Raw genomic sequence first — 25332 nt, 5'->3', positions numbered from 1 at the left:
AGTGCATTGGCGAGGCTCTTGACTTGCCGGCGCCGCGTCTCGATGCCTGTGTGCTGCGGCGCTATTTCGTCACATTGCCACCGGGTTTGCTAGCCTTTTTGCGCCAATGCAGCGCGGCGCTTGCCGCGCATCCGGGCCACGCGTTTACTTCTTGCTGCTTTCTGCCAGCAGGCGCTGGCATTGCGCATCTTCCTCGGCGGCCGGCACCGTCAGCGGCACCAGCGCCAGGGCGGCGGGTGCCACCACGGCGGCGGCCACGGCCGCGCCCGCGCGCAGCAGCAGCGGGCCGGGCTCCACCCCTACCTTGGGCTGGGCGAAACTGCCGCGCACATACAGCGGCGTGCGCAGCGAGAAGAACTTCCACTTCAGCGACTCGGGCACGATGCGCAGGTCCATGGTCTCCTGCGCCAGGCTGATCTGTCCGGTGGCCTCGATGATGGCCTCGGGCGTGGCCAGCTTGACGTTGCGGGTGCGCGCAATGCCCTGCTTCACGGTCAGGTCGGCAACGGCGCAGTTGAGCTGCACTTCCTTGTCGGCGCCGAACAGCTTGGTGACGATGACGCTGCCCAGGTTCAGCGCGGCCAGGTCCAGGAGCTGCTTGCTGAAGCGGCCATCGCGCACATACAGACGGATGTCGCCCGAGCTGGTGCCCAGCCATTCGGCAATGGACTGGCCCCGGCCCTCCAGCCCCAGCGCGCCGTCCATGCTGCCCAGGCTTTTCTTCATCAGTTCGATCTCGGGGAACAGGGCCGACAGCTGCAGCCCCTGCACCTTGCCCTGGAGGCTGGCCTTGGGCGGCTTGGCACCGCTGTCCACCACGGCCTCAATGTCCAGCCGGCCCTTGGCCATGCCGAAGCGCAGCGGGGACAGGCGCAGCACGCCGTTGTCCATGACGGCATGCACGCTGAAGTCCTCGATGGGCAGGGCCTGGGGGCGCTCGATGCGGTCGCTCTTGAAGCGCACATCCATGTCCATGGCGTTCCATTTGCTGGTGTCAAAGCGCTGCGTGGGCAGGGCCTTGCCGCTGGCCGCCTGCCGGGTCTTCTGTCCCTGCTTGGTGGACGGTGCTCCCACCACCGGCCCCAGGTCGGCCAGGCGCAGCTTGCGCGAGGCCAGATCGCCGCTGAGCTTGGGGCGCGGCTTGCCCGATGCGTAGTGCAGCGTACCGCGCAGATCGCTCTGGCCCACGCGGCCATCGAATTCCTCGTAGTCCCAGACGGCGCGCCCCGGCTCCAGGCTGCCGACCAGATGGCCATTGGTGTCGAAAGGCGGTGTGCGCGGCAGCAGCAGACCCGTCAGCGGGAACAGGTCGGCCATGCTGGAGCCGCGCAGGCGCACCTGCAGGTCCATGCCCTTGAGCGCCCTGGGATTGTCGAGAATGCCCTCGGCCCGGGCGCGCAGGCTGCCCGCATGGGCCCACAGCTTCACGGGAAAGCGTGCCTGTTCGCTTTGCAGGTCCAGCACGGGGCCGATGAGGCCCTGGGCCTCGACCGTGGCCTTGGCGATGCGGCCGGTCAGGCCGACGCGCATGCCATACGGAAAGTCTGGACTGGGCGGCTGCACAAGGCTGTCCAGACGTGCGCGCACCGCCATCTGGCGCACGCCATCGCTCCAGCCCACCAGGCCGCCGCGCAGGCTCAATTGCGCTACCTGAAAACGCCAGCGCGGCCCTGTGTGCTCGGGGCGCTTGAAGGTCCAGTTGTTGCTGCCATCCTTGCGCCGGGCAAAGACCAGGTCAGGGCCTTCCAGTTGCAGATGGTCCAGCAGCACATGCCGGCCCAGCAGCGGCCACAGCCGCAGGCTGGCCGTGGCGCGCGCGGCCGTGGCCATGGTGTCGGCGTCGCGCGGGGGTGGGACCATTTTCTCGTCGGCCAGGACGATGCTGTCGCTGTCGATCTTGGGCGCGGAAGGGCTGGCCTGCGAGTCCTTGTCCTTGCCTTCGTCCTTGTCCTTCGCCTTTCCCTTGGGCTGTTCCTTGGCTTTCTCCTCGGGCAGGCGGCCCTTGTTCAACTGGTCGGGCGGCGCAGGCAGGGCGGGCAGCTCGGCACTGCCCTTGGCCGGCTCCTGCTCAACCTCCCAGCCCTCGGGCTGGCCCAGGGTCAACTGCTCGGCCTGGACGGTGACGCCAGGAATCCAGTGACGCCAGCCCTGGTCCAGGGGCTGGGGCCAGGTCCAGCGCAGGCGCAGGTCGCCTTCAATGGCGAAGTGGCGGCCTGTGCTTTCGCTGACGCGCTCGTTGACCCAGGGCTTGGCCCGGTTCCAGTCGAAGGTGGCGATCAGGACCACAACCGCGGCGAGCAGCAGCACCAGGGCCGACACCGTCCACAAAAGGGCGCGCAGCCAGCGGCGGCGGGCTGGGCGGTGGGGTGCTGGTGTGGCGGGGCTGTGGTTCGCTGTGTCGGTCGCTGTGTCTGTCATGGCGCAGGGGGGCCGCTAAATGGGGTTCGGTCCATCCTATCGCCATGAAAACGCTTGCCAAGGCCCGGGACGCGCTGGCGGGCAGCCGGCAGGCCCGCATACAGGAGATTGACCTACAGCGCGGCCTGCGGCGGGGAAGGGGCCGTCATCACGGCGTCTCCTGGCCCTGGCGCAGCCGGGTGGATGCCAGGGCGGCCACCACCAGCAGGCCCGCCATGATGAACAGGCCGTTGCGCGTGCTGCCCGTGGCCTGTTCGATCATCCCCATCACCGTGGGGCCGATGAAGCCGCCCACCAGGCCGCAGGTATTGACCAGGGCTATGCCGCCCGCCAGCCCCGCGCCCGCCAGCCGCGAGGCGGGAAACAGGAAGACCACGGACTGCACCACGAAGAACATCAGCGCCGTCAGGCTGAAACCCAGCAGGCCCAGGGCGGGCGAGGCCTTGCCCGCCAGCGCGGCCACCAGCAGGCCGGCGGCCATGGTGGCCAGGCCCGCCAACAGCATGCGCCGGCAGCGCTGCGGGTGGGTGGCAAAGCGCGGCAGCCAGGCCGCACCGATGGCCGCTGCGATCCAGGGCACGGAGTTGAGCGTGCCGATCTGCAGCGGCGAGAGCTGGCCGTAGGTGCCGATGATGCCCGGCAGGAAGAAGATCACCGTGTAGATGCTGATCTGGTGGCAGAAGTAGACAAGGATGGCCAGCCAGATCTGGCGGTCGCGCAGGCAGTCCCGGAGCGAGTGGCCCACCTGGCCGGCGCTGGCCTGCTGGTCCTGCTCGGCCTGCAGGCGTTGCAGTACCTCGCGCGATTCGGCGGCCGTCAGCCAGGGCGCGCTGGCCGGGCCGTCTGGCAGCTTCTTCCAGACCACCCAGGCCAGGGCCACGGCGGGCAGGCCCTCGATCACGAACATCCACTGCCAGCCATGCCAGCCCAGGAAGCCGTCCATCTGCAGCAGCGCGCCGCCCACGGGGCCGCTGAGGATGTTGGCAATGCACACGCCCAGCAGGAAGTAGCCGATGGCGCGGGCCCGTTCCTCGCGGCCGAACCAGTAGGTCAGGTACAGCATCACGCCGGGGAACAGCCCCGCCTCGGCCGCGCCCAGCAGCACGCGCATCACGTAGAACGAGGTCTCTCCGGTGATGAAGGCCATGCCGGCCGACAGCAGGCCCCAGGTCACCATGATGCGAGTGATCCAGAAGCGCGCGCCCACCCTGTGCATGATGAGGTTGCTGGGCACTTCCAGCAGCGCATAGCTCAGGAAGAACAGCCCCGCGCCCAGGCCGTAGGCGGCCGCCGAGATGCCCAGGTCCACCTCGATGTGCGACTTGGCCAGCGCGATGTTGGTGCGGTCTATGAAGCTGATCACATAGGACAGCACCAGCAGCGGCATCAGCCTGCGGAAGATGCGGGCGTTGAGCAGCGATTGCCTGTCGCCGGCGGCAGGCTGCGGCCGTGCGGGCGGCGCGTGAACAGGGGAGGGCGATGGGTGATGGACCATGGCAAATCCTTGGAAAGATGGGTGGAGGAAAGCGGAGTCAGGCGGTGGCGGTGGAGGCGGCGTTGCCGCGCGTGCCCAGCTGCAGGGCCACGCCGCCCAGCGCGCAGCCGGCCATGACCAGGAAGCACAGGGCATAGCCGCCGGGGCTGGTCCAGCCGCCGCCCAGGGCGATCAGGCTGCCCATCAGCACGGGCGCGATGCCGCCGCCCACGAACATGGCGGTGGTGATGATTCCGTTGGCCGTGGAGGTGGCCGCGGGCTGGGCGCAGTCCGAGGCCACCGCGTAGTAGATGGGCCAGACCGCATTGGCGACCAGGCCGAACAGCAGCTGCATCACCACGACCAGGGCCATGGTGTCGGCGAAGTAGAAGGCGCCCACGCTGGCGGCCATCCACAGGCCGCAGATCACCAGGGTGACGCGGCGCCCGATCACGTCCGACAGGGCCGGCCAGACCAGCTGGCCCACGATGCCGGTGAGCGTGAACACCACGCTCATGCCTGCCGATTCGGCCAGCGACAGGCCCATGATGTTGTAGAGGTAGGCGGGCAGCACCACGTTGATGCCCATGTAGACCACCTGCGTGAGCAGGGTGTTTCCAGCCGTCAGGGCGATGCTGCGGTTGGCCAGCGTGCTGCGCAGGGTGCGCCAGGCCTGGCCTTTTTCCACCTGCGCCGCCACGCTGGCCTGCGGCGGGGTCATGCCCCGGGCGGCGATGTCGGCATACAGCAGTTCCATCTTCTGCGGCGTGGAGTAGCGCGCCCAGAACCACATCAGCGGGATGGCGACGACCAGCGCGACAAAGAACACATAGCGCCAGTTCTCCTCGCCGAAGGCATACAGCACAAAGCCGGCGACCAGGCCGCTGAGCATGGCGCCCACCGGATAGCCCGTGTGGTGGGCGCCCAGCGCGAAGCCGCGCCGCTCCACCGGCCACCACTCGGCGGTGTTGCTCACGCCCACAGGCTCGCCCCAGCCGGCGCCCAGGTTGACGCCGACGCGCAGCGCCACGAAGCCCGCCAGGCTGCCGCTCAGCGCCTTGAAACCCGAGGCGAACGACAGCGCCGTATAGCCCAGCACCAGGGGCACCTGAAAGCGTGCGCGCTTCCAGCCCGCGCCGTAGCGGTCGCTCCAGATCGCGCCGGGAATGTCCAGCACGGCCAGGGCCAGCATCACGATGGTGGCCACCGTGCCCCATTCGTCGGCCGACAGGCCGAAGTGCCGGGAGATGGTCGGCCCCAGCCGCAGCACGATCTCGCGGTCATAGGCATTCAGTACCCAGATCAGCCAGCAGACCAGCAGGGATACCCATGAATAGCGGTGGATCTGGCGCAGCGAAGCGCGCGGGGCCTGGGCCATGACAGTCTCCCGGGCACCAGCGGTGGGTGCCGTTTCATTGTTGTGTGGATGAAGGCGCCGCTTCGCGGGGCGGGCGGCGTTGCGGTGCGAAGGCTCCGGGCCTGCATGCCCGGCTCCGCGCTCAGGCGCCGAAGCGCTGCTCGGGCAGGCCACGCACGCCCAGCCCCTTGACGGCAAACAGCGCGCCACGGGACTGGCCGTCGCCCGGGAAACGCGGCAACGGCGGCTTGCCCATGGAGGTGACGTACAGCGTGTCGAGCCCGGGCCCGCCGAACATCACGCTGGTCACCTTGCGCACCGGCATCTCTATCACCCGGTCCACCCGGCCGTCCGGCGTGTAGCGCACCAGCTGGCCCGCGTACACCAGGGCCTGCCACAGGCAGCCTTCGGCATCGACCGTGGCCCCGTCGGCCGCGCCACCACCGCTGGTGTCGACCGGGGCAAAGGTCCGGCGGCCGCTGGCATGGCCCGTGGCCGTGTCGTAGTCGTAGGCCCGGATCTCGCCGCTCCACGTGTCCGAGAAATAGAGCGTCGTGCCGTCCGGGCTCCAGCACGGGCCGTTCGAGCAGATGATGCCCTCGTCCAGCACATGCAGGCTCAGGTCCGTGTCCAGCCGGTACAGCCGCGCCGAAGGCTGCTCCTCCAGGGTGTCCATGGAGCCGAAGACGAAGCGGCCCTGCCGGTCCACCTTGCCGTCGTTGAGCCGGTTGCCGGGAAGGTGGGACTCAGGGGCGACGACCAGCTCCAGCTCGCCGCTTTCCAGGTCCAGCGTGTGCACGCCGCCGTGCAGCGCCACCAGGGCCGAGCGGCCGTCGCGGCGCAGTGCCATGGAGCCAATCTTCTGGCCGACTTCCCAGGCGCGCAGTTCCCGCCCGTCGGCCGTGCAGCGGAAGATGCGGCCGTCGAAGCTGTCTATCCAGTACAGGCGCTGCTGCCCGACGTCCCACAGCGGGCCTTCGCCCAGCGTGGTCTTGAGGTCGGCGACGATATCGATCTGCATGGGAGTCTCCTGTTCGGTGGCATGGGGGCTGGCCCGGGAAGGCGATTCAGAAGGCCACGTTGGCCGCACCCTTGAGGCCCAGCATGCTGCGCGCCTCGTCAGGCGTGGCGACGTCGACATTCAGGGCCTCGAGCACGGTGCGGATGCGGCGCACCTGCTCGGCGCTGGAGGTGGCCAGCTGGCCCGGGCCTATCCACAGAGAGTCTTCCAGCCCCACGCGCACATGCGAGCCCATGGCCGCGCCCATGGTGGCCAGCGGCAGCTGGTTGCGCCCGGCGCCCAGGATGGACCACTGGTAGTTGCTGCCCAGCAGGCGGTCGGCCGTGCGCCGCATGTGCATCAGGTCCTCCGGGTGGCCGCCGATGCCGCCCAGGATGCCGAACACCGACTGCACGAACACGGGCCCCTGCACCAGCCCCCGGTCCACGAAATGCGCCAGGTTGTGCAGGTGGCTGATGTCGTAGCACTCGAACTCGAAGCGCGTGCCCTGGGCCTGGCCCAGCCGCAGGATGCCTTCGATATCGGCAAAGGTGTTCTTGAAGACCAGGTTGCGGCTGTTTTCCAGGTGCTCGCGTTCCCAGGCGTGTTCCAGGTTCGGGAAGCGCTCCAGCATGGGGAACAGGCCGAAGTTCATCGAGCCCATGTTCAGCGAGGCCAGCTCGGGCTGGAACTCGGTCACGGGCCGCATGCGCTCTGGCACCGTCATGTGCGGGCTGCCGCCCGTGGTGATGTTGACGATGGCATCGCTCTCGGCACGGATCGCCTTGAGAAAGGGGCGGAACAGCTCAGGGTCCTGCGAGGGGCGCCCGTCGCGCGGATCGCGGGCATGCAGGTGCACGATGGCGGCGCCAGCCTCGGCGGCATCGATGGCGGCGCGCGCAATCTGCTCGGCCGTCACCGGCAGGTGGGGCGACATGCTGGGCGTGTGGATGGCGCCCGTGGGCGCGCAGGTGATGATGGCTTTTGTGCGGGTGGCCATGGAAGATCCTTGCGAACGGTGAAAAAGGCGAGAGGAGGGGAGGAGAGGAGGAGAGGGCGCTCAGCTCAGCGCCTGTGTCAGCCCATCGACGGCCAGCTCCTGGCCCGTGACATGGCCGGCCAGCGGGCTGGCGGCAAACACGGCCATGTTGGCAATGTCGCGCGCCGTGGCCATGCGGCCCAGCGCGGCCTGGTGCGTGTAGCTGCGCGTGACGTCCTCCAGCGGCAGGCCGCGCGCCTGCGCCTTGGCGGCAATCACATCGCGGATGCGCGGGCCGTCCACGGCGCCCGGCAGGATGGCGTTCACCCGGATGCCGTCGGCGCCCAGCTCCAGCGCCAGCGACTTGGTCAGGCCGATCACCGCCCACTTGGACGCCGAATAGGCCGTGCGGCCCGGCATGCCCAGGTGGCCTGCCGCCGAAGACAGGTTGACGATGACCGCCTGCCGGCCCTCGCGTGCCGATTGCCGGAGCCGGGGCACGGCCAGCCGCGTGCACAGGAAGGCGCCGGTGATGTTCACATCCAGCGTGCGCTGCCAGTCGGCCAGGTCCAGCGTCTCCACCGCGCCCGTGGGGCCGGCCACCCCGGCGTTGTTGACGAGGATGTCCAGGCCGCCCAACTCGTTGTCCACGGCCTTGAACAGGGCCTGCACCTGCAAGGCATCCGACACATCGGCAAGACGGCCGCTGGCGCCGGGCAGGGCGGCAGCCAGCGCATCCAGGCTGGCCTGGGCCACGTCACAGACCATGACGCGCGCGCCGGCCTCGGCAAAGGCGCGGCTGATTTCCAGGCCGATTCCGGCGGCGCCCGCCGTCACCAGGACGCGCTGGCCGGCCAGAAGATCGTTTTTCCACATGCGGGGACTCCTTGGGAACTCAAACAAAGGTGAAAGGGATTCGGGTTGGGTTTGGATTTTGTATCTGTGATCACAGATCAAATATGGTGAATACCCTATGCGGCATGACAGCGGCGGCGCCGCGCTACCATCGCCGCCATGGCCATCAACGAACTAGTCACCCCACTCAAACGGCAGACCCTCAGCAGCGATGTCTATGCACAGCTCAGGGAATTGCTGATCACGGGCCAGATGATTCCGGGCGAGCAGATCTCGCTGCGCACCACGGCCAGCGCGCTGGGCGTCAGCGTCATGCCCGTGCGCGAGGCCGTGCACCGGCTGGTGGCCGAGCAGGCGCTGGAACTCACGCCCAACCGCGCGCTGCGCGTGCCGTTGATGACGGAAAGCGCCTTCCGCGAGATCACGCGCATCCGCGTCAACCTCGAAGGCCTGGCCACGGAGCAGGCGGCACGGCAACTGCCGGCCGCCGAGCTGGAACGCATCGCCGCCCTGCAGGACCGCTTTGCGGCCGAGATGGCCAGCGCCGCGCCGGACGGCGGGCGGCTCATCGCCTTCAACAAGGATTTCCACTTCGCCGTCTACAGCGCGGCCGGCATGCCCATGCTGCTGCAGATGATCGAGGCGCTGTGGCTGCGCATAGGTCCCATCCTCAACCACGACATGCGCTCGGGCTCGCGCCGCGTGAGCGAACAGGTGGCGGTCGGCCACCATGCGCGCCTGGTCGAGGCCCTGCGGCGCGGCGATGCGCCAGCCGCGAAGGAGGCGCTGCGCGGCGACATCGAAAGCGCGGCCGACTACATCGTGTCGGCGGGCGTGCTGGTGACGGCGGACGGTGCCGCGGGCGGTGGGGATGACGGCGCGCCGGAAGTCCTGCGCCGCTAGAATCGCCGCCCCATGCACAACGCCCACGACCCCAAGGTTCTTCCCATACGCGACGGCGTCAGCCCCAGCTGCGTGGTGCTGCCCAGCCAGGGCGGCGGGTTGCTGATCGATTTTCTGGCCGAGCGCCTGCCGGCCGTGGCGCGCGAAGACTGGCTGCGGCGCCTGGCGCTGCGCGAGGTGGTGGACGAGCATGGCCGCGCCGCCGATGCAGGCACGGCCTTTGCGCCGGGCCTGCGCTACTACTACTACCGCGAGCTGCAGGCCGAGCCGCCCATTCCCTTCGAGGCCGAGGTCATCCACCGCGACGCGCATCTGCTGGTGGCCGACAAGCCGCATTTCCTGCCCGTGGTGCCGGCCGGGAAGTACCTGCAGCAGACGCTGCTGGTGCGGCTCAAGCGCGAGTTCGACCTGCCCGAGCTGTCGCCCATCCACCGCATCGACCGCGACACGGCGGGACTGGTGGTGTTTTCGGTGCAGCGCGCCACGCGCGGCATCTACCAGGCGCTGTTCCGCGACCGCGCCATCCACAAGACCTACGAGGCCGTGGCCCCCTGGCGCGAGGACGTGGTTTTCCCGCGCACGCATGAAAGCCGCATGGAGGAAAGCGGCCATTTCTTTCGCATGCACGAGGTGGCCGGCACACCCAACACCCGCACCCACATGCAGGTGCTGGAGCAGCACGGCCCCTGGGCACGCTACCGGCTGGAGCCCGAAAGCGGCAAGCGCCACCAGCTGCGCGTGCACATGGCCGCCCTGGGCCTGCCGCTGTGGGGCGACGGCTTCTATCCCGAAGTGCATGACACGCCCGAGGGCGACTACTCGCGCCCGCTGCAGCTGCTGGCGCGCAGCCTGGCCTTCACCGATCCTCTGGACGGCCAGTCGCGGCGCTTTGACAGCCGCCGCCAGCTGCTGCTGCTGACCGACCTGTAGAGGCTTTTCCACTGCCGGAAACCGCTGGTTTTTTGCCCATGGCCCCGCCATGGGATAGGCCGGTTGCGGACATTTAACGGACAACTTTGTCCGATAATTGTCCGCATGACTTCCAAAAGACCCAGTGCCGATATCCGCCGCGCCCAGTTGCTGGACGCGGCCGATGCCGTGTTTTCCGAGCATGGCGTGACCGCGCCGCTGGACCTGGTGGTCGAGCGCGCCGAAGTCGGCCGCGCCACGCTGTACCGGCAGTTTCCTGACCGGCGCGCGCTGATGCTGGCGCTGCTGGAGCGTTCGCTGGACAACATGCGCCTCGCGGCCGAGGCCATGGCCGAGGATGACGATGCCTTCTACAAGCTGCTGTCGCGCCTGGCCGAGCGCATTGCGGTCTCGGCCCCCATCACCGATTACTGGCGCACGGTGGAGCGCGGCGACGAGGTCATCGCCCAGGCCCGCGTTGCCATGTGGCAGATCTTTCGGCCGGCCATGGACCGGGCCGTGGCCTGTGGCCATTGCCGCCAGCCGCTGACGCAGGCCGAGCTGTCCCTGGTCTTCGGCATGCTGGGCGCCTCGCTGCGCGGCGAGACGCCGCAGCAGCGGCGCACGCTGGCGCGCAAGGCGCTGCAGATCGTCTGGCAAGGCCTGAAGGCCTGACATGGCCACCACACCCACTCCACCGGGGCCCGTGCTGCCCCCGTCGCCCCCCGTCGTCTACCTCAAGCCCCCGCCGGACTGGGAAGAGCATGAAAAGCCCAGCCTGCCGGGCTCGCCGTCCATGCCGCTGCACCAGCCGGCCGTGCGCGCCGCCTATGGCCTGATCGCCGTGCTGGTGGCGTTGACGGGCGGCCTGGGCAATGCACTGTTCACGGCCAACCTGCCCACCATCCAGGGCCAGATGGGGCTGACGTCTTCCGAGGCCGCCTGGCTGACCGGCGCCTACGTCATGCTCAACATGACGGCCAACCTGCTGGTCTACAAGTTCCGCCAGCAGTTCGGCATGCGGCTGTTCGCCGAGATCGGCCTGGGCCTGTATGCGCTGCTGACGCTGCTGCACCTGGTGCTGGGCAGCTACACCAGCCTGCTCATGCTGCGCGCGGCCAGCGGCCTGGCGGGCGCCACCTGCAGCACGCTGGGCACGCTCTACATGCTGCAGGCCGCGCCGCGCAAGCATGTGCTCAAGATGCTGGTGATCGGCGTGGGCCTGGGGCAGATCGCCACGCCGCTGGCCTGGATCCTGTCGCCGGGCCTGCTGTTCAACAGCGAGTGGCACAACCTCTATCTGTTCGAGGCCGGCCTGGCCCTGATCTCGTTCGCGGGCGTGGTGGTGCTCAAGCTGCCGCCGGGCGTGCACATCCGCAGCTTCGAGCGGCTGGACTTCCTGACCTTCTTCCTCATGGTGCCCGGCGTGGGCCTGCTGATCGCCGTGCTGGTGCAGGGCTACAACCACTGGTGGCTGGACACGCCCTGGCTGGCCTGGATGCTGATCGGCTCCATCGTCCTGCTGAGCGTGGCGCTGTACATCGAGCACCACCGCCGCAACCCCATGCTGCAGACGCGCTGGTTCGTGCTGGCGCCCACGGTGCGCTTCGTGATCGGTGCGCTGCTGCTGCGCTTTCTGACCACCGAGCAGACCTATGGCGTGATCGGCATGCAGCGCATGCTGGGCATGACGGTGGACCAGATGCAGCCGCTGTTCATCGTCATCCTGCTGGGCACCATCGCAGGCATTGCCGTGTCGGCGCTGACCTTCGGGCTGGAGAACATGGGCAAGCAGATCGTGGGCTCCATCGTGCTGTTCGCGCTGGCGGCCTGGCTGGACCACAGCCGCACCAGCCTGGCCCGGCCCGAGGACTTCTTCGGCAGCCAGTTCCTCATGGCCGTGGGCGCGGGCCTGTTCATGGGGCCGCTGATGCTGATCGGCGTGGTGCAGGGCCTGAAGTTCGGCGCGCACTACATGCTGACGGCCATCGTCACCATCTCCATGACGCAGGCCATGGGCGCGCTCATGGGCTCGGCCCTGCTGAGCACCTACCAGATGCACCGCGAGCAGGTGTATTCGGCCGCCATCGTGGCCGATGTCGATCCCACCGACCCCATCGTGGCCGACCGCCTGCGCCTGCAGCAGCAAAGCCTGGCCCGCGTCATTGCCGACCCGGCCCTGCGCGCGGCCCAGGGCACGGCCCAGCTGGCGCAGGCCGCACGCCGCGAGGCCAATGTGCGCGCCTACAACGACGTGTTCGCGCTCACGGCCGGCGTGGCCGTGCTCTACCTGCTGTGGATGCTGGCCCTGGCCGGCCGCGCACGCCAGCGCGCCTTCGTGGAGCGCATGCGCGCCGCCGCAGCCGATGCCTCGGCCATGCGCGGCACCGATGCCGCCGCGCCGCAGGACGCGCCGGGCCAGCCGCCCACCCAACCCGTCGCCCGCGCCTGAAACCGTTCGCCCAGAGAAAAGACAACAACATGAGTGACTCCGAAAATACCAATGGCGGCACGGCCGCCTCTGCCTCGCCTGCGCCGGCTCCCGCTGCGGCGCCTTCGCCCTCGCCCTCGCCATCGCCATCGCCATCGCCATCGCCATCGCCATCGCCATCGCCCAAGCTCATCAAGCCCTCGCTGCGCAGCGTGCTGGTGATGCTGGTGGTCGCACTGGCCGGCGTGCTGCTGGTGCTGCGTGCCTGGAACCTGTTCCCCTTCGCGGGCACCGTGGTCAGCACCGACAACGCCTATGTGCGCGGCGCCGTCACCGTGCTCGCGCCCCAGGTCAGCGGCTATGTGACCGAGGTGCTGGTGCAGGACTACGAGAACGTCAAGGCCGGCCAGCCCCTGGTGCGCATCGACGCACGCACCTACGAAGCCGCCCAGGCCCAGGCCCAGGCCCAGCTGGCCAATGCCCGCGCACAGCTGGCCAATGCCGACCAGACGCAGGCCCAGAACCGCGCCACGCTGGGCGCCAGCCGCGCCGGCCTGGCGGCGGCGCAGGCCGAATCCGACCGTGCGGCGGCCGAGCTGCAGCGCGTGCAGGCGCTGTCCGAGCGCGGCTCCGTCTCGCTCAACGAGCGTGACAAGGTGCGTGCCACCGCGCGCCTGGCGGCCACCAACGTGGCCAAGGCCCAGGCCGACATCGAGATCAACGCCCAGAAGATCAAGGCGACGACGGTGAACCGCGCCTCGCTCGAAGCCCAGGTCCAGATGGCCGAGGCCCAGCTGCGCCAGGCCCAGATCAACCTGGACAACACCGTGGTGCACGCGCCAGGCGATGGCCAGGTCAGCGAAGTCGGCGTGCGCCGGGGCCAGTACGTCACGGCCGGCTCCCAGCTCATGTACGTGGTGCCGCACACGCTGTGGGTGGTGGCCAACTTCAAGGAGACCCAGACCGCCCAGGTGCGCATAGGCCAGGCAGTGCGCTTCAGCGTCGATGCGCTGGGCGGCGCCCACCTCACGGGCCGCGTGCTGGAGATCGCGCCGGCCACGGGCTCGGAATTCAGCGTGCTCAAGGCCGACAACGCCACGGGCAACTTCACCAAGGTCGTGCAGCGCCTGCCGGTCAAGATTGCAATCGATCCCGACCAGGAGCTGGCCGCGCGGCTGCGCGCGGGCATGTCGGTGGTGGTGCGGCTGGATACGGCGCAGCCTGAGTCCCAACCCGCACAGCAGCCCGCACGGCAACCCGCACTACAACCCGCACCCCAACCGGAGGCCCGCCCATGACCGCCCGCGCACTGGCCATGGCCATCGCCTGCGCCACCGCGCTGGCCGGCTGCAGCGTGCCGCCGCTGAGCACCGCGCCTGAAGCGGCCCGGCCCGTCATGCCCGCCCAGTGGAGCGGGGCAGGGCAGGAGCCGGCCGCCGCCGTCCAGGCATCGTGGTGGCAGGCCTTTGGCGATCCGCTGCTCACGCGCTGGGTGGAACTGGCCCAGTCCCGCAACAACGATGTGCTGCTGGCCCTGTCGCGCGTGGATGAGGCGCGGGCCAACCTGGATGTGGCAGGCGCTGCGGGCCTGCCCCAGCTCTCGGCCACGGCCGGCGCCTCCACGGGCCGCAGCCTGGGCGCGCGGGGCCTGGCGCACACGCGCTCGGTTCAGCCCGGCCTGCAGGCCAGCTGGGAGCCTGATCTGTGGGGCCGCATCGCCCACCTGGAAAAGGCCGCCGCCCTGCGCCTGCAGGCCAGCGAGGCCGACCGCGACGCCGTGGCCCTGGCCGTGGCCGCCACCACGGCCCAGGCCTATGTGGGCCTGCGCTCGCTGCAATCGCAGCTGCAAGTGGCCCAGGCCACGGCCCGCTCGCGCGAACAGGCCCTGCGCCTGGCCGATGAGCAGGCGCGCGTCGGCTACACCTCGCAATTGCAGCTCACCCAGGCCCAGGCCGAGCTGCAATCCGTGCAGCAGGCCGTGGAGCAGCTGGAGCTGTCGCTGGCGCGCCAGCGCACGGCGCTCCTGCTGCTGGCCGGCGGCGAGGGTGACGAGCAGGCAGCCGCGCTCATGGCAACAACCGACGGCCAGTCCGCTGCGCTGGGCGCACCGCCGCCTGCGCCGGCCGCCGGCCTGCCTTCTGCCTTGCTGCAGCGCCGCCCCGACATTGCACGGGCGCAGCTGCAGCTGGCGGCCGCCGACGAAAGCCTGGCCGTGCAGCGCACCGCCTTCCTGCCCCAGGTCTCGCTGACGGCCAGCGCCGGCAGCCTGCTGGTCAACGCCCTGCAATACCACCCGGCCACGGTCTGGGCCCTGGGCGGCAGCGTGCTGGCGCCGCTGTTCACGGGCGGCCGGCTGCAGGGGCAGTTCGACGCCGTGACCGCCCAGCGCGACCAGGCCGCCTATGCCTACCGTGGCGTGGTGATCAAGGCCCTGGCCGATGTGGAAAACGCCCTGGTCGGCACCCAGCGCCTGCAGTCGCAGTGGCAGCACGCCAGCGAGCGCGAGGCCGTGCTGCAGCGCTCCCTGGGCTTTGCCAAGGACCGCTACGAGGCCGGCTACGCCAGCTACCTGGAAGAGCTGGACGCCCAGCGCAATCTCTTCCAGGCCCAGCAGGAAGTCATACGCCTGCGCCAGAGCCAGCTGGAAAACGCCATTGCGCTGTACCAGGCGCTGGGGGGCGGCTGGCAGGCCGACGCTGCACCTGTCGCCAGCTCCGCCCGCTGATCAGACCTTCTCGATGCGCGCAGGCAGGCCCTGGCGCACCGTGGCGCCAGACACCCAGTCCACCCACACGTTTTTGCAGCCGGGCCGCGTGGGATCGGCAAAGCCCAGGTCGTTGAGGTTCACGCCATTGGCATGCTCGGCGTTCACCGGCATGGGCTGGCCGTCGATGCTGTGGCGGCCTGCGCCCAGTTCGCGGTGGCCGTAGCCGTGCTCGATGGCCACGGTCCCCGGCATCACGCCGTCGCGCACCATGGCCACGGCCGTCACCGCGCCGCCCGGCGTGCGGATGCGCACCGTGTCACCGTTGGCGATGCCCAGCCGCTCGGCGTCATCGCGGTGCAGGGACACCGGGTTGTGCGGATGCACCTGGCGCAGCCGCGAGACGGCAATCGACATGGAACTCATCAGGTTGGACTTGTACGAGGTCAGCAGCAGCGGCCATTGCTGCTCGCCGAAATGCGTGCGCATGGCGCTGCCGTCGGCCAGCCGCGCCGGATACCAGGTGGGGCAGCCGCTGTAGCGCTCGCCCGTCATGGCGTGGCGCATGCGGGCCAGCTCCTCGCTCCACACCTGCAGGGCAGGCGCGTGGGCCTTGCGGGTGTGGCCGTCCTTCCAGGCGTCCTCGATGCGGTCGAAGCGCCCGCCGCGCGTCAGCAGCATGGCCACCTGACGCCATTCATCGTCCTTCAGGCGCTGGCGCAGCGCGGGCACCAGCCTGTCCACGCCGGTGATGGCGATGTCGTCATCGCTGGCCGCCGGCACGGGCTTGCCACCTGCCCAGGCCACGTTGGCCAGGGCGTGGATGAAGAAGTCCTCGGCCGAGCGCAGCGCATGGGGCTGGCCCTGGGCGTCCTTGATGGCGGCCTCGCCAAAGCCGGGCAGGCCCAGCCGTTCTGCCACGGCAAAGAGGAAGCTCTCCACGTTCACGGGCTGGCCGCCGGCCGTGCGCGCCACGGCGGGCTGCACCACGGGCCAGCGCACGGTGGAGCTTTTGGCCACCACGTCGGCCCAGGGCGCCGAGATGCCCCAGCTCTCGTAGGTCACGGTATCGGGCACGATGAAATCGGCCAGCGCGCTGGTCTCGTTGATGAAGGGATCGATGGAGACGATCAGCGGCAGCTTCTTCGGGTCCTTGAGATCGTCCACCAGCGCGTTGCGAAAGCCCGCAATGCCGTAGACGGGGTTGCTCATGTGGTTGATCCAGGCCTTGGCGCGATAAGGGTAGCCGGCCAGCGCGCTGGCCAGCATCTCGCTGGACAGGCCGCCCACGGCCGGGTACCACGGGGCCTGGGCGGCGGGGTAGTCCTTCGCGCCCTCGGGCTGGCCCTCGCGCTTGCGCTGGAATTCCGCGCTTTTCTCGTAGGGCTGGCGGTGGCGTGACAGCGCCAGGCCGCGCGGCTTGACCTTGCCGTCGAAGTTGGCGAAGTCGTAGCGCGGGCCCGGGCCGAAGGGGCCGAACGGGCCGGCATCCAGCACCAGGCCGCCCTGCACGTTGAGGTTGCCCACCAGGGTGTTGAGCATGCTGATGGCGTAGGCGGTGTAGAAGCCCGCGCCGCTCATGGTGCCGCCATGCGCATCGGCCACGGCGCGCTTGCCATGGCTGGTGAACTCGCGCGCCAGCGCCTCGATCTCGCCGCGCGCCACGCCGCACAGCGCCGCGTATTCGTCCAGTGTCTTGAGGCTGGCCTGCTCATGCAGCTTGGCCAGCGAGGAGCAGACCGACAGCTCGGGGGCCTGGTCCGCGCCTTCTGCCTTCAGGCCGGGCACGGCCACGCGGGCGCGCACCATCAGCTGTGCAGGCTCGGCCTGGGTGTGCGGCGCCAGGCTGCCATCGGCACGCTGCACCACGAACACATCCTGGGCCGGCTTGCCGTCTTCGGCTGGCGCGGGCAGGGCCCAGCCCAGGTCGGCGCCGCGCAGAAAGCTGCCATGGCGCGGGTGGCCGGGCTCGTTGACCAGCAGGTGCGTGGCATTGCTCCAGGACGCCTCGCCCGCCGCCTGCATGGCGGCCGGGCCGGGCTGGGCGAGAAAGCCCGTGTCATGGCGCGCCTCGTCCAGGATGACGCGGATCAGCGCCATGGCCAGGGCCAGGTCGCTGGCCGGCTTGACGGCCAGCCAGCGGTTGCCGCTGCCGGCAGCCAGGCTGGACGAGGTCGGCAGCACGGGCGAGACCACCACGTAGCGGAAACGGTTGTCCTCGCGCGAGCGGGCCTCGGCCAGTTCGCGGCCCTGGCGCTGGAAGGGGTTGCCGGACTGCGCGGGCGCCGCGCCGATGAACAGGCCGAAGCTGGCATGGCTCCAGTCCGGCTTGCCGTGCGGCATGCCGGGCAGGTCGCCGAGCGCGGCAGCTGCACCCACACGAAAACTCTGGCCGCAGTAGGCGCCGTGGTTGCTGACGTTCACGGTGCCGAAGGACGGCCCCGCAAAGCGGCGCAGCAGCTGGGCGCGGCCTTCGTTGGAGGCGTCGGTCACCAGCAACTGGTTGGAGCGCGGGCCGAACTCGGGGTTGTCGGCGTCCAGCGGCGTCCTGGTGTCCCAGATGGCGCGCAGGCCCTCGACCTGGCCTTCGCCGAACAGATCGCCGCCCTCGCAGACTTCCTGCACCAGCTGCTCGAAGGAAATGCTCTGCCAGCGGCCGCTGCCGCGCGGGCCCACGCGCTTGAGCGGGGTGAGCACGCGGTGCGGCGCGTTCTGGTGCTCCAGCATGGACGAGCCGCGCGCGCAGGACGTGGCCCGGCCCTCCAGGCCCAGCTCCTTGCCCAGTTTGGCGTAGACCTCGCGCACGGGTTCTTCCATGGCGGCCGGGCGCGTGGTGGCCAGCGGGTGGTAGGGGTTGCCTGCCACGCGCAGGATGCGGTTGCTGGCGGTATCGACACGCACGCGCACGCCGCACTGCGTCCAGCAGCCCAGGCAGCTGGAGGGGCTGACCACCTGGCCGGGCTGGGTGGCGAGCGCGCCCGTGGCCGGGTCGATGCGGAACTCGGGCGTCAGCGAATTGCCGCGCGTGGCGCTGGCCGTGGGCGTGCCCGAGGTGCCTGCGACCAGGCCCTTGGCACCGCGCGCCAGTGTTTCACCGTAGCCGGCCGCAAAGGCGGCCAGCCCGCCGGCGGTGAGGCCCCGCGCAGCAGCAGGCGGCGGCGTGTGGCCTCGGCATCCAGGGAATCTTCGGGAGCTTGGGGGAGTTTCTTCTTGTCGGTCATGAAAGGCTTTCTGTGGCGCGGCCGGCCGGTGGCGGGCCGCGCTCCGTGAATGGGTGAGGGGGCGTCAGGGCGGCGGTGTCAGAGGGCGCGGGCCGCGGCCGAGCGCGCGGGAAACAGCTCCAGCGCCCAGGTGGCCAGCGTCACCAGTGCAATGCACAGGCCGGCCACGCCCAGCATGCCCAGCAGGCCGTCGCCGCCCAGCGGCATGTGGTAGATGTACAGGCCCGCGCCGTACTTGGGCACGCCTTGCACGCCCATGAACAGCGCCCAGCGGAAGGCCCAGGCCGCGGCGGCCAGGCCCAGCCCCAGGGCCAGCGTGTAGCGCGGGCAGGCCATGCGCTGCCCACCCCGCACCAGGGCCCACAGCAGGGCGGCACCGGCCACGGCCGAGCCCAGCATGCTCAGGCGCCAGACCGGAAACTGCTGCCACAGCTGCAGCGCCGCCTGGAAGGAGCGGCCCTGGCCCAGCCAGCCGGCAACGGCCCAGACCGCCACCATGGCCAGCAGGCACAGCGCCAGCGCCAGGCCCAGCACGCGCAGGGCCTGCAGGGCGCCGGCATCGGGGCGGTGGCGGGCGGGCAGAAAGCGCGCCGTCACCAGCATGCAGCCCACCGTGGCCAGCCAGCCCGTGAGTGCCAGGTTCAGCGGCACCCACAGCGTGTTCCACAGCGGGCGCGAGCGCACGGCCATCAGCTCGGCGCCGGTATAGGCGGTGATGGTCAGCGCCGACACGGCCAGCAGCGGCGCCAGCCAGCGCAGCCACTGCGGCCGGCCTAGCCACCAGGCCAGCACGAAGGCCAGCGCCAGCCCCACGAAGACGGGCAGCAGCAGGGCGCCCACCGACATCCACGACCACGGCGTGAAGTGCGCATAGAAATGCCAGAAGCGCGCAGGCTGGTGCAGGTCGGCCAGCAGCGACACGGGTGCGGCGATGGCGCTGACGGCCAGCACCAGCACGGCGGCCGGCAGCAGGCGCGCCATGGCGCTGCCGCGCGGCGCCCAGGCGCAGGCGGCGGCCAGCAGGGCGGCGCCCGTGGCAATGCCGGCCAGGAAGAAGTACTGCACGGCCCAGGGCAGCCAGGCCGATTCGTAGGCGGGGGTCAGGAGTTCGACGATGTGCATGGGGTGCTCCTTGCGTTCAGTGGGAAGTGACCAGCCGCACGCTGGCCTGCCCGTCCACGCCGTCGACGAAGGCGTCGGGCAATCCCAGGTAGTACACATGCGGGTCCGTGCCCATGGCGGGCTTGAGCACCTTGAGGTCCTTGGCGTGCTCGCGCATGCGCTGGCGGATCTCGCTGCCCTCGTCGTTGAGGTCGCCGATCACGCGGGCGCCGCCCACGCAGCTTTCCACGCAGGCCGGCAGCAGGCCGGCTTCCAGGCGGTGCTCGCAGAAGGTGCACTTGTCGGCGGTCTGCGTCTCGTGGTTGATGAAGCGTGCGTCATAGGGGCAGGCCTGCACGCAGTAGCCGCAGCCCACGCAGCGCTCGTTGTCCACCAGCACGATGCCGTCGCTGCGCTGGAAGGTGGCCTGCACCGGGCAGACCGGCACGCAGGGCGGGTTGTCGCAGTGGTTGCACAGGCGCGGCAGGTTGAGCATGGCCGGCGGCAGGTCCTCGTTGCCCGCGTGCTGCACCTCGTACTGCAGCACCGTGGTGCGGAACTGGCCCAGCGGCGGCAGGTTCTCCATGGAGCAGCTCACCGTGCAGGCCTGGCAGCCTATGCAGCGGCGCAGATCCACCAGCATGCCGTAGCGCCTGCCGGCCTCGCCGGGGCGGCGCGGTGGCTGGAAACCCGTGGTGCCGGGCGCGGCCGCCGCCACGGGCAGGGCCACGGCCGCCATGGCGGCGGCCAGCAGGTCCTGCAGGAAGCCGCGCTTGCCGGCGGCGGGCTGCGCATGGGCGGCGGTGCGGGCGGGGATGTCCTGGGAGGAGGGCTTGCAGCTGCAGTCGTTGCAGCCGCTGCCGGCGCGGGATGTTTTTGGCATGGCCTGTCTTTCATCGTCCTGCGGCCACGGAGGGTGGTCGCTTAAACTCAATAAAGCATTAAAAATATGCTTTTTATATTGAATTTAATATATGAAATTCAGGGCTTTGGCGGCTTGATGTGAGTCAAGCAATGGGCTTTCCAAGTGCCTGCAGAGTGCTTGCAAAGTGCCACCGACTGCCTGCCATGGACAGGCGCCCAAGGCAGTCCATAGCGTGTGGCGCAGGGATTAAGACGGGGTTAACAGGGTGACTGCATTCCTCGGGAATGCAGGGCGCGTATCGGAAATCACCCTCTTGTTTCCGTGCGCGGCCCCGGTCTACGCTGCTTGTGTCGCCACTGCCAAGGAGTTCTCCATGAACCATGCCCTGAACAGCCTTGCTTCGGAACTGGACCTTGCCGCCGAAGCCGGCGAGCACCTGAGGCTGCAATTCACACAGGCCTGCGTGGACCGCATCGCGCACCTGCTGGAAGACCCGGACGTCATCCGCTGCGCACAAGGCCTTCGCCGCTACCTGGACGGCCAGATCGACAGGCAGGAGCTGGACCGCCTGGCCCGCGAGGCGGCCAGCCTGGCCAACCACCACCAGGGATCACGCTCCCTCGACGGCTGCGGCCATGCCGCCGTGTCCGCCACCTATGCCACGGCCCATGGGCTGGCGGGCCGGGCGCTGCAGGCGGCCGACTATGCGGCCTACGCCATGGTCTATGGCGAGGGCGGCCACGGCGCCGTCACGGACCGCGAATCGTTCGAGCCTGAATACCAATGGCAGGCCCGCTGCCTGGCCTCGCTGGCGCAGGCCGCTCAGCAGCGCACGTAGCACCAGGCCGACTGCTGCAGCAGGGCCAGTGACTCGATGCCGCCCTGCGGCAGCACGCGCATGCCGGCAGGCGCCTCGCGGCCCAGCTTCTTGAGCGTGTTCGGGCAGACCAGCGCATGGGCCAGGGCGGCCGCATCCAGATGCTGCGGCGTGCCCGGCGCGGCGTCCAGCAGCGCCTCGACGGCCGGGCCGTTGATGACGATGCGGACCTCGGCACCGGGCCGGTCCTGGCGCAGGTTGGCCAGATTGCTGCGCGCACGGGCCAGGGCGCCGGGCGTGGGCGCATGCAGCACGATGCGCAGCGGCGGCGCATCCGGCCGGGCGGGGAACAGGTCGCTCCAGTCGTTGGAGGCGGTGGAAGCGGCGGGAGAACGGCTTGTGCTCATGGTCGTCCTCGTCATTTCCTGCCGCGCGGCCCCATGACCTCTTCCAGCAGGCCCGGCGGCAGGCCGGTGCGCACCTGCACCAGTCCCTTGTCATCCTTCCAGACCAGGGCCGGCGTGGCACGCAGGCCCCAGGTGGACATCAGCGAGGCATGGTTGGCCAGCACCTGCCGCGTGGCCTGCGGCACCGGGGCCAGCGGCGTGGCGCCCGCGCCCTCTGCGCTGGCGCGGCCGGCCTTGGCATAGGCGCGTGCGTGCTCGGCCAGGGCCTGCTCGGGCTGGCGCGCGGTCAGCAAGGCGGCGGCCTTGCCCTCGCTGCTGGGCTTGAGGATGCCCACCAGAATGTGGCGCAACTGCACCTGGCCGCTCTCCACCCAGGGCCGGGCATCGTTCCACAGCTGGTTGCAATAGGGGCAATTGGGGTCGGTGAACACATAGACCGTGCGCGGCGCGTCGGCGCGGCCATCCGGTATGGACTGGGCGCGCTGCACATCGCCCCACAGCTGCTCGCCCATGGGCTTTTGCACGGCGGCCTGCAGGGCCTGGGCGTTCACGTCGCGGCCCTGGGCGTCGATCACCGTGCCCAGCACCCAGTGCTTGCCGTCAGGCATGCGGTAGATGGGCACGGGCTGGCGGTCGCGGTAGGCGGCCCAGGCCTTGAGTCCGCCCACGGCCGGCAGCGGTCCCACCAGGGTCAGTCCCTGCTGGGCCAGGAAATCCTCCGATGGCAGCTCGGACGCCGCAGCCGGCAGGGCCAAGGCTGCCGACAGGGCCAGGGCTCCTGCCAGTGCAGGCAGGGGAAACAGGGGGGAAGCGCTCATGAACATTCCTTCAGATGCTGGGCCAGGCTGGCGCGCGACAGCTCGCCCATGCGCATGCCGCACAGCCGGCCGTCGGCGCCATAGAAATAGGTGGAAGGCAGGCCCCGCTGGCGCCAGTGCCGGCCGGCCTGCTGCTGCGGGTCGAACAGCACCTGGGCCAGCGGCAGCGGGGCCGTCGCCTGCTCGCGCTGCAGGTAGCCCATCACGGCCTCGGCTGACTCGCCCTGGTTGATCCAGATGAAGCGCACATCGGGCCGTTGCTGCTGGGCCTGGGCCAGCACCGGCATCTCGCGTCTGCAAGGCGGGCACCAGGTGGCCCAGAGGTTGATCACCATGGGCTTGCCATCGGCCTGCTGCAGCTGCTGCAGCGAGACCGGCTGCGCCTGCCCGTTGACCAGGGTGAAGGCCGGCAGGGCCGGTGCATCTGCGGAGGGCAGCGCCTGCAGCAGGCTGCCCAGCACCAGCAGGGCCGCCCCCGCGCCCAGCGCCAGCCCTGTGGCGCGGCGCAGCACCGGGGAGCGGCGGCTGCGCCACAGCATGTACAGCAGCGCGGCCAGCAGGCCGGCCCAGAGGTTCCATCCCCCGTCGCGGATATCGACGACACGGCCTGCGAAGGCCGGCATCCCGCTCCAATCCCAGGGGGCCGGCGCGACCTCGGTCCACCACTGCGCTACATAGGCCAGGCGCGCCGCCAGCAGGCCGGCCAGGGTGCTTTGCCACAGCAGCGCATCCACGGCTTGGCCCGTGCGCCTTTCATTCCTGCGCGCCAGCCACTGCGCCAGCAGCCAGGCCAGCATGGCCACCACCACGCCCATCGGCAGGACCAGCGGCCCCAGCGCCAGGCTGGCAGGCAGGTGCAGCCAGGCGCCCAGCGCCGATAGCGCTGACGGCCCGCCAGGCTCTGCCGCTCCGGCAAGAACAGGCGAAGGCGCCAGCAGCAGGCCGGCAAGCAAGGGCAGGAAGGACGAAAGAAGAGGGGATGACCGGAGATGCATGGAAGGGAGTTTCAGCCATGCAGGCTGACAGGTCGTGGATGCTGGCAGCGGGGAATTAACGGGGGGTTAACGGCCTCATGGCCATCAGGCTGCGACCGGTCCATTTCGCCCAACCAATCCCATGGCCGCAGACAGCAGCAAGGCCGCAGCGGCAAATCCGCCAGACAGCCAGAGCGTGGCGTGCAGCCCCCAGCCATCGACCAGTTGGCCGCCTGCCCATGAGCCCAGCGCAATACCGATGTTGAAGACGCCAACGTACAGCGCCGTGGCAATTTCCACGGCGCGTGGCGCAGCCTGCATCATCCAGGTCATCAGTCCCACCGATACGCCGCCGTAGGCCAGGCCCCAGACCAGCAGCACGGCGCCACCACCGGTTGGCGATGCGCCCACGGACAGGAACAGCACAGGCGCCAGCAGCAGGCCCAGGGCGATCGCCGCCAGACTCGGCACCGTGCGGCGCGCCGCGATGATGCCCGCCAGGAAGTTGCCCGCAATGCCCGCGATGCCGTAAGCCAGCAGCAGCGCGCTCATCCATTGCGCATCGAACCCCGACACCGTCAGCAGCAGCGGGCGCACGAAAGTGAAGGACATGAAATGCCCGGCCACCAGCAGCAGCGTCAGTGCCAGCCCGGCCTGCAGCCTGCGGTTGGCCAGCTGATGGCTGAACTGGCGCAGGCTGGCCGAGCCTGTGGCAGGCAGGGCGGGGAGAACGGCCACGTGCAGCGCCAGCACCAGTGCGCTGAAGCCTGCCATGCCACCAAAGGCCCAGCGCCATCCCGCGAAATCGCCGATCAGCGCGCCCAGCGACACGCCCAGCACCGAGGCCGCCGCCACGCCGCCAAAGATGATGGAGGTTGCCAGGCCCATCGACGCCTGGGGTACCAGCCGTGCCGCCAGCCCGCCCGCGATTGCCCAGATGCCGCCCATGCAAAAGCCCACCAGGACGCGCGCGGCCAGCAGCCAGATCAGCGACGGCGCCAGCGCCGAGGCCAGGTTGGCCAGCACGAGCAGGGCCAGCAGTCCGCACAGGATGCGGCGCCGGTCCATGCCACCCGCCGCCATCACCACCAGCGGCGCGAACAGCGCGGCCAGCAGCGCCGGCAGCGAGAGCATCAGGCCGGCCCTGCCCATGGAGGTGCCCAGGCTGCCGGCAATGGATGTGAGCAGGCCGACCGGCAGCATTTCCGTGGTCACCACGGAAAAGGTGGCCAGGCCCACGGCGGACACGGCCAGCCACGGGCGGCGCGCGGCGGGTTCGGGCCGCGTGGAGGAAGACGAATTCATGGTCCAGATCCCTTCAAACAGGTGGGGGGTGTTGCACCGCCGTCGCGGGACAGAGAAAATACATACGCTGCGTATGAATAGAATCCTATATACATACGCGGCGTATGTAAATAATCATGCACGCCGTATGTAAGGAGATTGGCCATGGTTCGCCGCACCCGCGCCGAGATGGAAGAAACCCGCGCCACGCTGCTGGCCACGGCCCGCAAGGCCTTTGGAGAGCAGGGCTACGCCGATGCCTCCATGGACGATCTCACCGCGCAGGTGGGCCTGACGCGGGGCGCGCTGTACCACCATTTCGGCGACAAGCAGGGCCTGCTGGCGGCCGTGGTCGAGCAGATCGATGCCGAGGTGGATGAACGCCTGAAGGCCATCACCGCCCATGCCCAGGATCCCTGGCAGGGCTTTCGCAGCCGCTGCCAGGCCTACCTGGAAATGGCGCTGGAGCCTGAAATCCAGCGCATCGTGCTGCGCGATGCGCGCGCGGCTTTGGGCGGTGCGCTGCCGCAATCGCAGCGCCACTGCATTGCGTCCATGCAGGCACTGATTGCGGACCTCATGGCGCAGGGCATCGTGGCCCGGGCCGATCCGCAGGCGCTGGCATCGCTGATCTACGGCAGCCTGGCCGAAGCGGCTTTCTGGATTGCCGAGGGCGAGGACGCCGACCTGCGGCTGGAGCGCGGCGCGGCGGCGCTGGACCTGCTGCTGGGCGGGCTGCTGGCCCAGCCCTGAGCGGGCCACCTGGCCGCATTCTTGTGCGCGTGCCTGCGAAATTCCGCCCGCCGCCGCGCCAG

Annotated in this window: 20 protein-coding genes and 1 pseudogene; 8 read left to right on the top strand and 13 right to left on the bottom strand. The window is 69.9% G+C overall.

Going from position 1 to position 25332, the window contains the following annotated elements:
• Window positions 1-144: 144 nt before the first annotated feature.
• The 6 genes from CLV01_RS19780 to CLV01_RS19755 all read right to left on the bottom strand — a co-directional run bounded on the left by CLV01_RS19780 (window position 145) and on the right by CLV01_RS19755 (window position 8104).
• Window positions 145-2418, bottom strand: a complete 2274-nt coding sequence (locus CLV01_RS19780) for an AsmA family protein (protein ID WP_099733419.1) — start codon at window positions 2416-2418, stop codon at window positions 145-147.
• Between the two features lie 148 nt (window positions 2419-2566).
• A complete protein-coding gene (locus tag CLV01_RS19775; protein WP_013802019.1) occupies window positions 2567-3913 on the bottom strand; it encodes an MFS transporter in 1347 nt (448 codons plus the stop codon).
• Between the two features lie 37 nt (window positions 3914-3950).
• Entirely contained in the window at window positions 3951-5270 is a 1320-nt protein-coding gene (locus CLV01_RS19770; protein ID WP_071956142.1) for an MFS transporter, read from the bottom strand.
• 121 nt (window positions 5271-5391) lie between these two features.
• Window positions 5392-6270, bottom strand: coding sequence for an SMP-30/gluconolactonase/LRE family protein (locus CLV01_RS19765; RefSeq protein ID WP_016446247.1), 879 nt, complete (start codon window positions 6268-6270; stop codon window positions 5392-5394).
• A 46-nt stretch (window positions 6271-6316) separates the two neighbouring features.
• Window positions 6317-7249 carry a 3-keto-5-aminohexanoate cleavage protein gene (locus CLV01_RS19760; protein WP_043790520.1) on the bottom strand — a complete coding sequence of 311 codons (933 nt, stop codon included), beginning with the start codon at window positions 7247-7249 and terminating at the stop codon, window positions 6317-6319.
• Window positions 7250-7309: 60 nt separating this feature from the next.
• Complete coding sequence (locus tag CLV01_RS19755; protein ID WP_099733420.1) at window positions 7310-8104, bottom strand: SDR family oxidoreductase; 795 nt, start codon at window positions 8102-8104, stop codon at window positions 7310-7312.
• Between the two features lie 138 nt (window positions 8105-8242).
• Between CLV01_RS19755 and CLV01_RS19750 the strand changes: the two genes are divergently transcribed.
• The 6 genes from CLV01_RS19750 (at window position 8243) to CLV01_RS19725 (ending at window position 15051) form a co-directional block, all read left to right on the top strand.
• The gene (locus CLV01_RS19750; protein WP_099733421.1) at window positions 8243-8986 is read left to right on the top strand and encodes a GntR family transcriptional regulator; all 744 of its coding nucleotides are present in this window, start codon (window positions 8243-8245) and stop codon (window positions 8984-8986) included.
• A 12-nt stretch (window positions 8987-8998) separates the two neighbouring features.
• Window positions 8999-9916 (top strand): pseudouridine synthase, encoded by a 918-nt coding sequence (locus tag CLV01_RS19745; protein WP_099733422.1) that lies wholly within the window; start codon window positions 8999-9001, stop codon window positions 9914-9916.
• Window positions 9917-10021: 105 nt separating this feature from the next.
• A complete protein-coding gene (locus tag CLV01_RS19740; protein WP_013802028.1) occupies window positions 10022-10570 on the top strand; it encodes a TetR/AcrR family transcriptional regulator in 549 nt (182 codons plus the stop codon).
• A 1-nt stretch (window position 10571) separates the two neighbouring features.
• Window positions 10572-12347, top strand: coding sequence for an MFS transporter (locus tag CLV01_RS19735; protein WP_012206052.1), 1776 nt, complete (start codon window positions 10572-10574; stop codon window positions 12345-12347).
• A 29-nt stretch (window positions 12348-12376) separates the two neighbouring features.
• The gene (locus tag CLV01_RS19730; RefSeq protein ID WP_099733423.1) at window positions 12377-13624 is read left to right on the top strand and encodes an efflux RND transporter periplasmic adaptor subunit; all 1248 of its coding nucleotides are present in this window, start codon (window positions 12377-12379) and stop codon (window positions 13622-13624) included.
• Window positions 13621-15051 (top strand): efflux transporter outer membrane subunit, encoded by a 1431-nt coding sequence (locus CLV01_RS19725; RefSeq protein ID WP_099733424.1) that lies wholly within the window; start codon window positions 13621-13623, stop codon window positions 15049-15051. The genes CLV01_RS19730 and CLV01_RS19725 overlap by 4 nt, the downstream gene beginning before the upstream one ends.
• Here CLV01_RS19725 and CLV01_RS19720 read toward each other — a convergent pair.
• From CLV01_RS19720 to dsrO, 3 genes and pseudogenes are all read right to left on the bottom strand, one after another.
• Window positions 15052-18251, bottom strand: a pseudogene (locus CLV01_RS19720) (tetrathionate reductase subunit A).
• Window positions 18252-18329: 78 nt separating this feature from the next.
• Window positions 18330-19373: an NrfD/PsrC family molybdoenzyme membrane anchor subunit gene (nrfD, locus tag CLV01_RS19715; RefSeq protein ID WP_099733426.1), complete on the bottom strand. Its 1044-nt coding sequence runs from the start codon at window positions 19371-19373 to the stop codon at window positions 18330-18332.
• Between the two features lie 16 nt (window positions 19374-19389).
• Complete coding sequence (gene dsrO / locus CLV01_RS19710) at window positions 19390-20235, bottom strand: sulfate reduction electron transfer complex DsrMKJOP subunit DsrO (protein ID WP_099733427.1); 846 nt, start codon at window positions 20233-20235, stop codon at window positions 19390-19392.
• A gap of 355 nt (window positions 20236-20590) precedes the next feature.
• Here dsrO and CLV01_RS19705 point away from each other — a divergent pair, with 355 nt between their 5' ends.
• Window positions 20591-21055 (top strand): hypothetical protein, encoded by a 465-nt coding sequence (locus tag CLV01_RS19705; protein WP_012206046.1) that lies wholly within the window; start codon window positions 20591-20593, stop codon window positions 21053-21055.
• Here the strand turns inward: CLV01_RS19705 and CLV01_RS19700 are convergent.
• The 4 genes from CLV01_RS19700 to CLV01_RS19685 all read right to left on the bottom strand — a co-directional run bounded on the left by CLV01_RS19700 (window position 21040) and on the right by CLV01_RS19685 (window position 24538).
• Window positions 21040-21441, bottom strand: coding sequence for a DsrE family protein (locus CLV01_RS19700; RefSeq protein ID WP_099733428.1), 402 nt, complete (start codon window positions 21439-21441; stop codon window positions 21040-21042). The two genes, CLV01_RS19705 and CLV01_RS19700, sit on opposite strands and share 16 nt — an antisense overlap.
• A gap of 11 nt (window positions 21442-21452) precedes the next feature.
• Complete coding sequence (dsbG, locus tag CLV01_RS19695; protein ID WP_099735096.1) at window positions 21453-22259, bottom strand: thiol:disulfide interchange protein DsbG; 807 nt, start codon at window positions 22257-22259, stop codon at window positions 21453-21455.
• A complete protein-coding gene (locus CLV01_RS19690) occupies window positions 22256-23254 on the bottom strand; it encodes a TlpA family protein disulfide reductase (protein WP_099733429.1) in 999 nt (332 codons plus the stop codon). Before CLV01_RS19690 ends, dsbG begins: the two co-directional genes overlap by 4 nt.
• Before the next feature lie 84 nt (window positions 23255-23338).
• Window positions 23339-24538 carry an MFS transporter gene (locus tag CLV01_RS19685; protein ID WP_099733430.1) on the bottom strand — a complete coding sequence of 400 codons (1200 nt, stop codon included), beginning with the start codon at window positions 24536-24538 and terminating at the stop codon, window positions 23339-23341.
• Between the two features lie 144 nt (window positions 24539-24682).
• On the opposite strand from CLV01_RS19685, the gene CLV01_RS19680 reads away from it, so the two are divergent.
• On the top strand, window positions 24683-25270 hold the full coding sequence (locus CLV01_RS19680) for a TetR/AcrR family transcriptional regulator (RefSeq protein ID WP_099733431.1): 588 nt from the start codon (window positions 24683-24685) through the stop codon (window positions 25268-25270).
• The last annotated feature ends 62 nt before the right edge of the window (window positions 25271-25332 follow it).

Origin of the sequence: Delftia sp. 60 (assembly GCF_002754395.1) — a bacterium.
Classification (GTDB): Bacteria; Pseudomonadota; Gammaproteobacteria; order Burkholderiales; family Burkholderiaceae_C; genus Comamonas; species Comamonas acidovorans.
This window is presented reverse-complemented; position numbering and strand designations above follow the sequence as displayed.

Excerpts from the sequence above, each read along its gene's own strand:
- CLV01_RS19680 (WP_099733431.1), top strand. The coding sequence starts at position 24,683 with ATGGTTCGCCGCACCCGCGCCGAGATGGAAGAAACCCGCGCCACGCTG.
- CLV01_RS19770 (WP_071956142.1), bottom strand. The coding sequence starts at position 5,270 with ATGGCCCAGGCCCCGCGCGCTTCGCTGCGCCAGATCCACCGCTATTCA.
- CLV01_RS19745 (WP_099733422.1), top strand. The coding sequence starts at position 8,999 with ATGCACAACGCCCACGACCCCAAGGTTCTTCCCATACGCGACGGCGTC.
- CLV01_RS19730 (WP_099733423.1), top strand. The coding sequence starts at position 12,377 with ATGAGTGACTCCGAAAATACCAATGGCGGCACGGCCGCCTCTGCCTCG.
- CLV01_RS19725 (WP_099733424.1), top strand. The coding sequence starts at position 13,621 with ATGACCGCCCGCGCACTGGCCATGGCCATCGCCTGCGCCACCGCGCTG.
- CLV01_RS19760 (WP_043790520.1), bottom strand. The coding sequence starts at position 7,249 with ATGGCCACCCGCACAAAAGCCATCATCACCTGCGCGCCCACGGGCGCC.
- dsbG (WP_099735096.1), bottom strand. The coding sequence starts at position 22,259 with ATGAGCGCTTCCCCCCTGTTTCCCCTGCCTGCACTGGCAGGAGCCCTG.
- CLV01_RS19755 (WP_099733420.1), bottom strand. The coding sequence starts at position 8,104 with ATGTGGAAAAACGATCTTCTGGCCGGCCAGCGCGTCCTGGTGACGGCG.
- CLV01_RS19690 (WP_099733429.1), bottom strand. The coding sequence starts at position 23,254 with ATGCATCTCCGGTCATCCCCTCTTCTTTCGTCCTTCCTGCCCTTGCTT.
- CLV01_RS19750 (WP_099733421.1), top strand. The coding sequence starts at position 8,243 with ATGGCCATCAACGAACTAGTCACCCCACTCAAACGGCAGACCCTCAGC.
- CLV01_RS19740 (WP_013802028.1), top strand. The coding sequence starts at position 10,022 with ATGACTTCCAAAAGACCCAGTGCCGATATCCGCCGCGCCCAGTTGCTG.
- CLV01_RS19705 (WP_012206046.1), top strand. The coding sequence starts at position 20,591 with ATGAACCATGCCCTGAACAGCCTTGCTTCGGAACTGGACCTTGCCGCC.
- CLV01_RS19780 (WP_099733419.1), bottom strand. The coding sequence starts at position 2,418 with ATGACAGACACAGCGACCGACACAGCGAACCACAGCCCCGCCACACCA.
- CLV01_RS19735 (WP_012206052.1), top strand. The coding sequence starts at position 10,572 with ATGGCCACCACACCCACTCCACCGGGGCCCGTGCTGCCCCCGTCGCCC.
- nrfD (WP_099733426.1), bottom strand. The coding sequence starts at position 19,373 with ATGCACATCGTCGAACTCCTGACCCCCGCCTACGAATCGGCCTGGCTG.
- CLV01_RS19685 (WP_099733430.1), bottom strand. The coding sequence starts at position 24,538 with ATGAATTCGTCTTCCTCCACGCGGCCCGAACCCGCCGCGCGCCGCCCG.
- dsrO (WP_099733427.1), bottom strand. The coding sequence starts at position 20,235 with ATGCCAAAAACATCCCGCGCCGGCAGCGGCTGCAACGACTGCAGCTGC.
- CLV01_RS19700 (WP_099733428.1), bottom strand. The coding sequence starts at position 21,441 with ATGAGCACAAGCCGTTCTCCCGCCGCTTCCACCGCCTCCAACGACTGG.
- CLV01_RS19775 (WP_013802019.1), bottom strand. The coding sequence starts at position 3,913 with ATGGTCCATCACCCATCGCCCTCCCCTGTTCACGCGCCGCCCGCACGG.
- CLV01_RS19765 (WP_016446247.1), bottom strand. The coding sequence starts at position 6,270 with ATGCAGATCGATATCGTCGCCGACCTCAAGACCACGCTGGGCGAAGGC.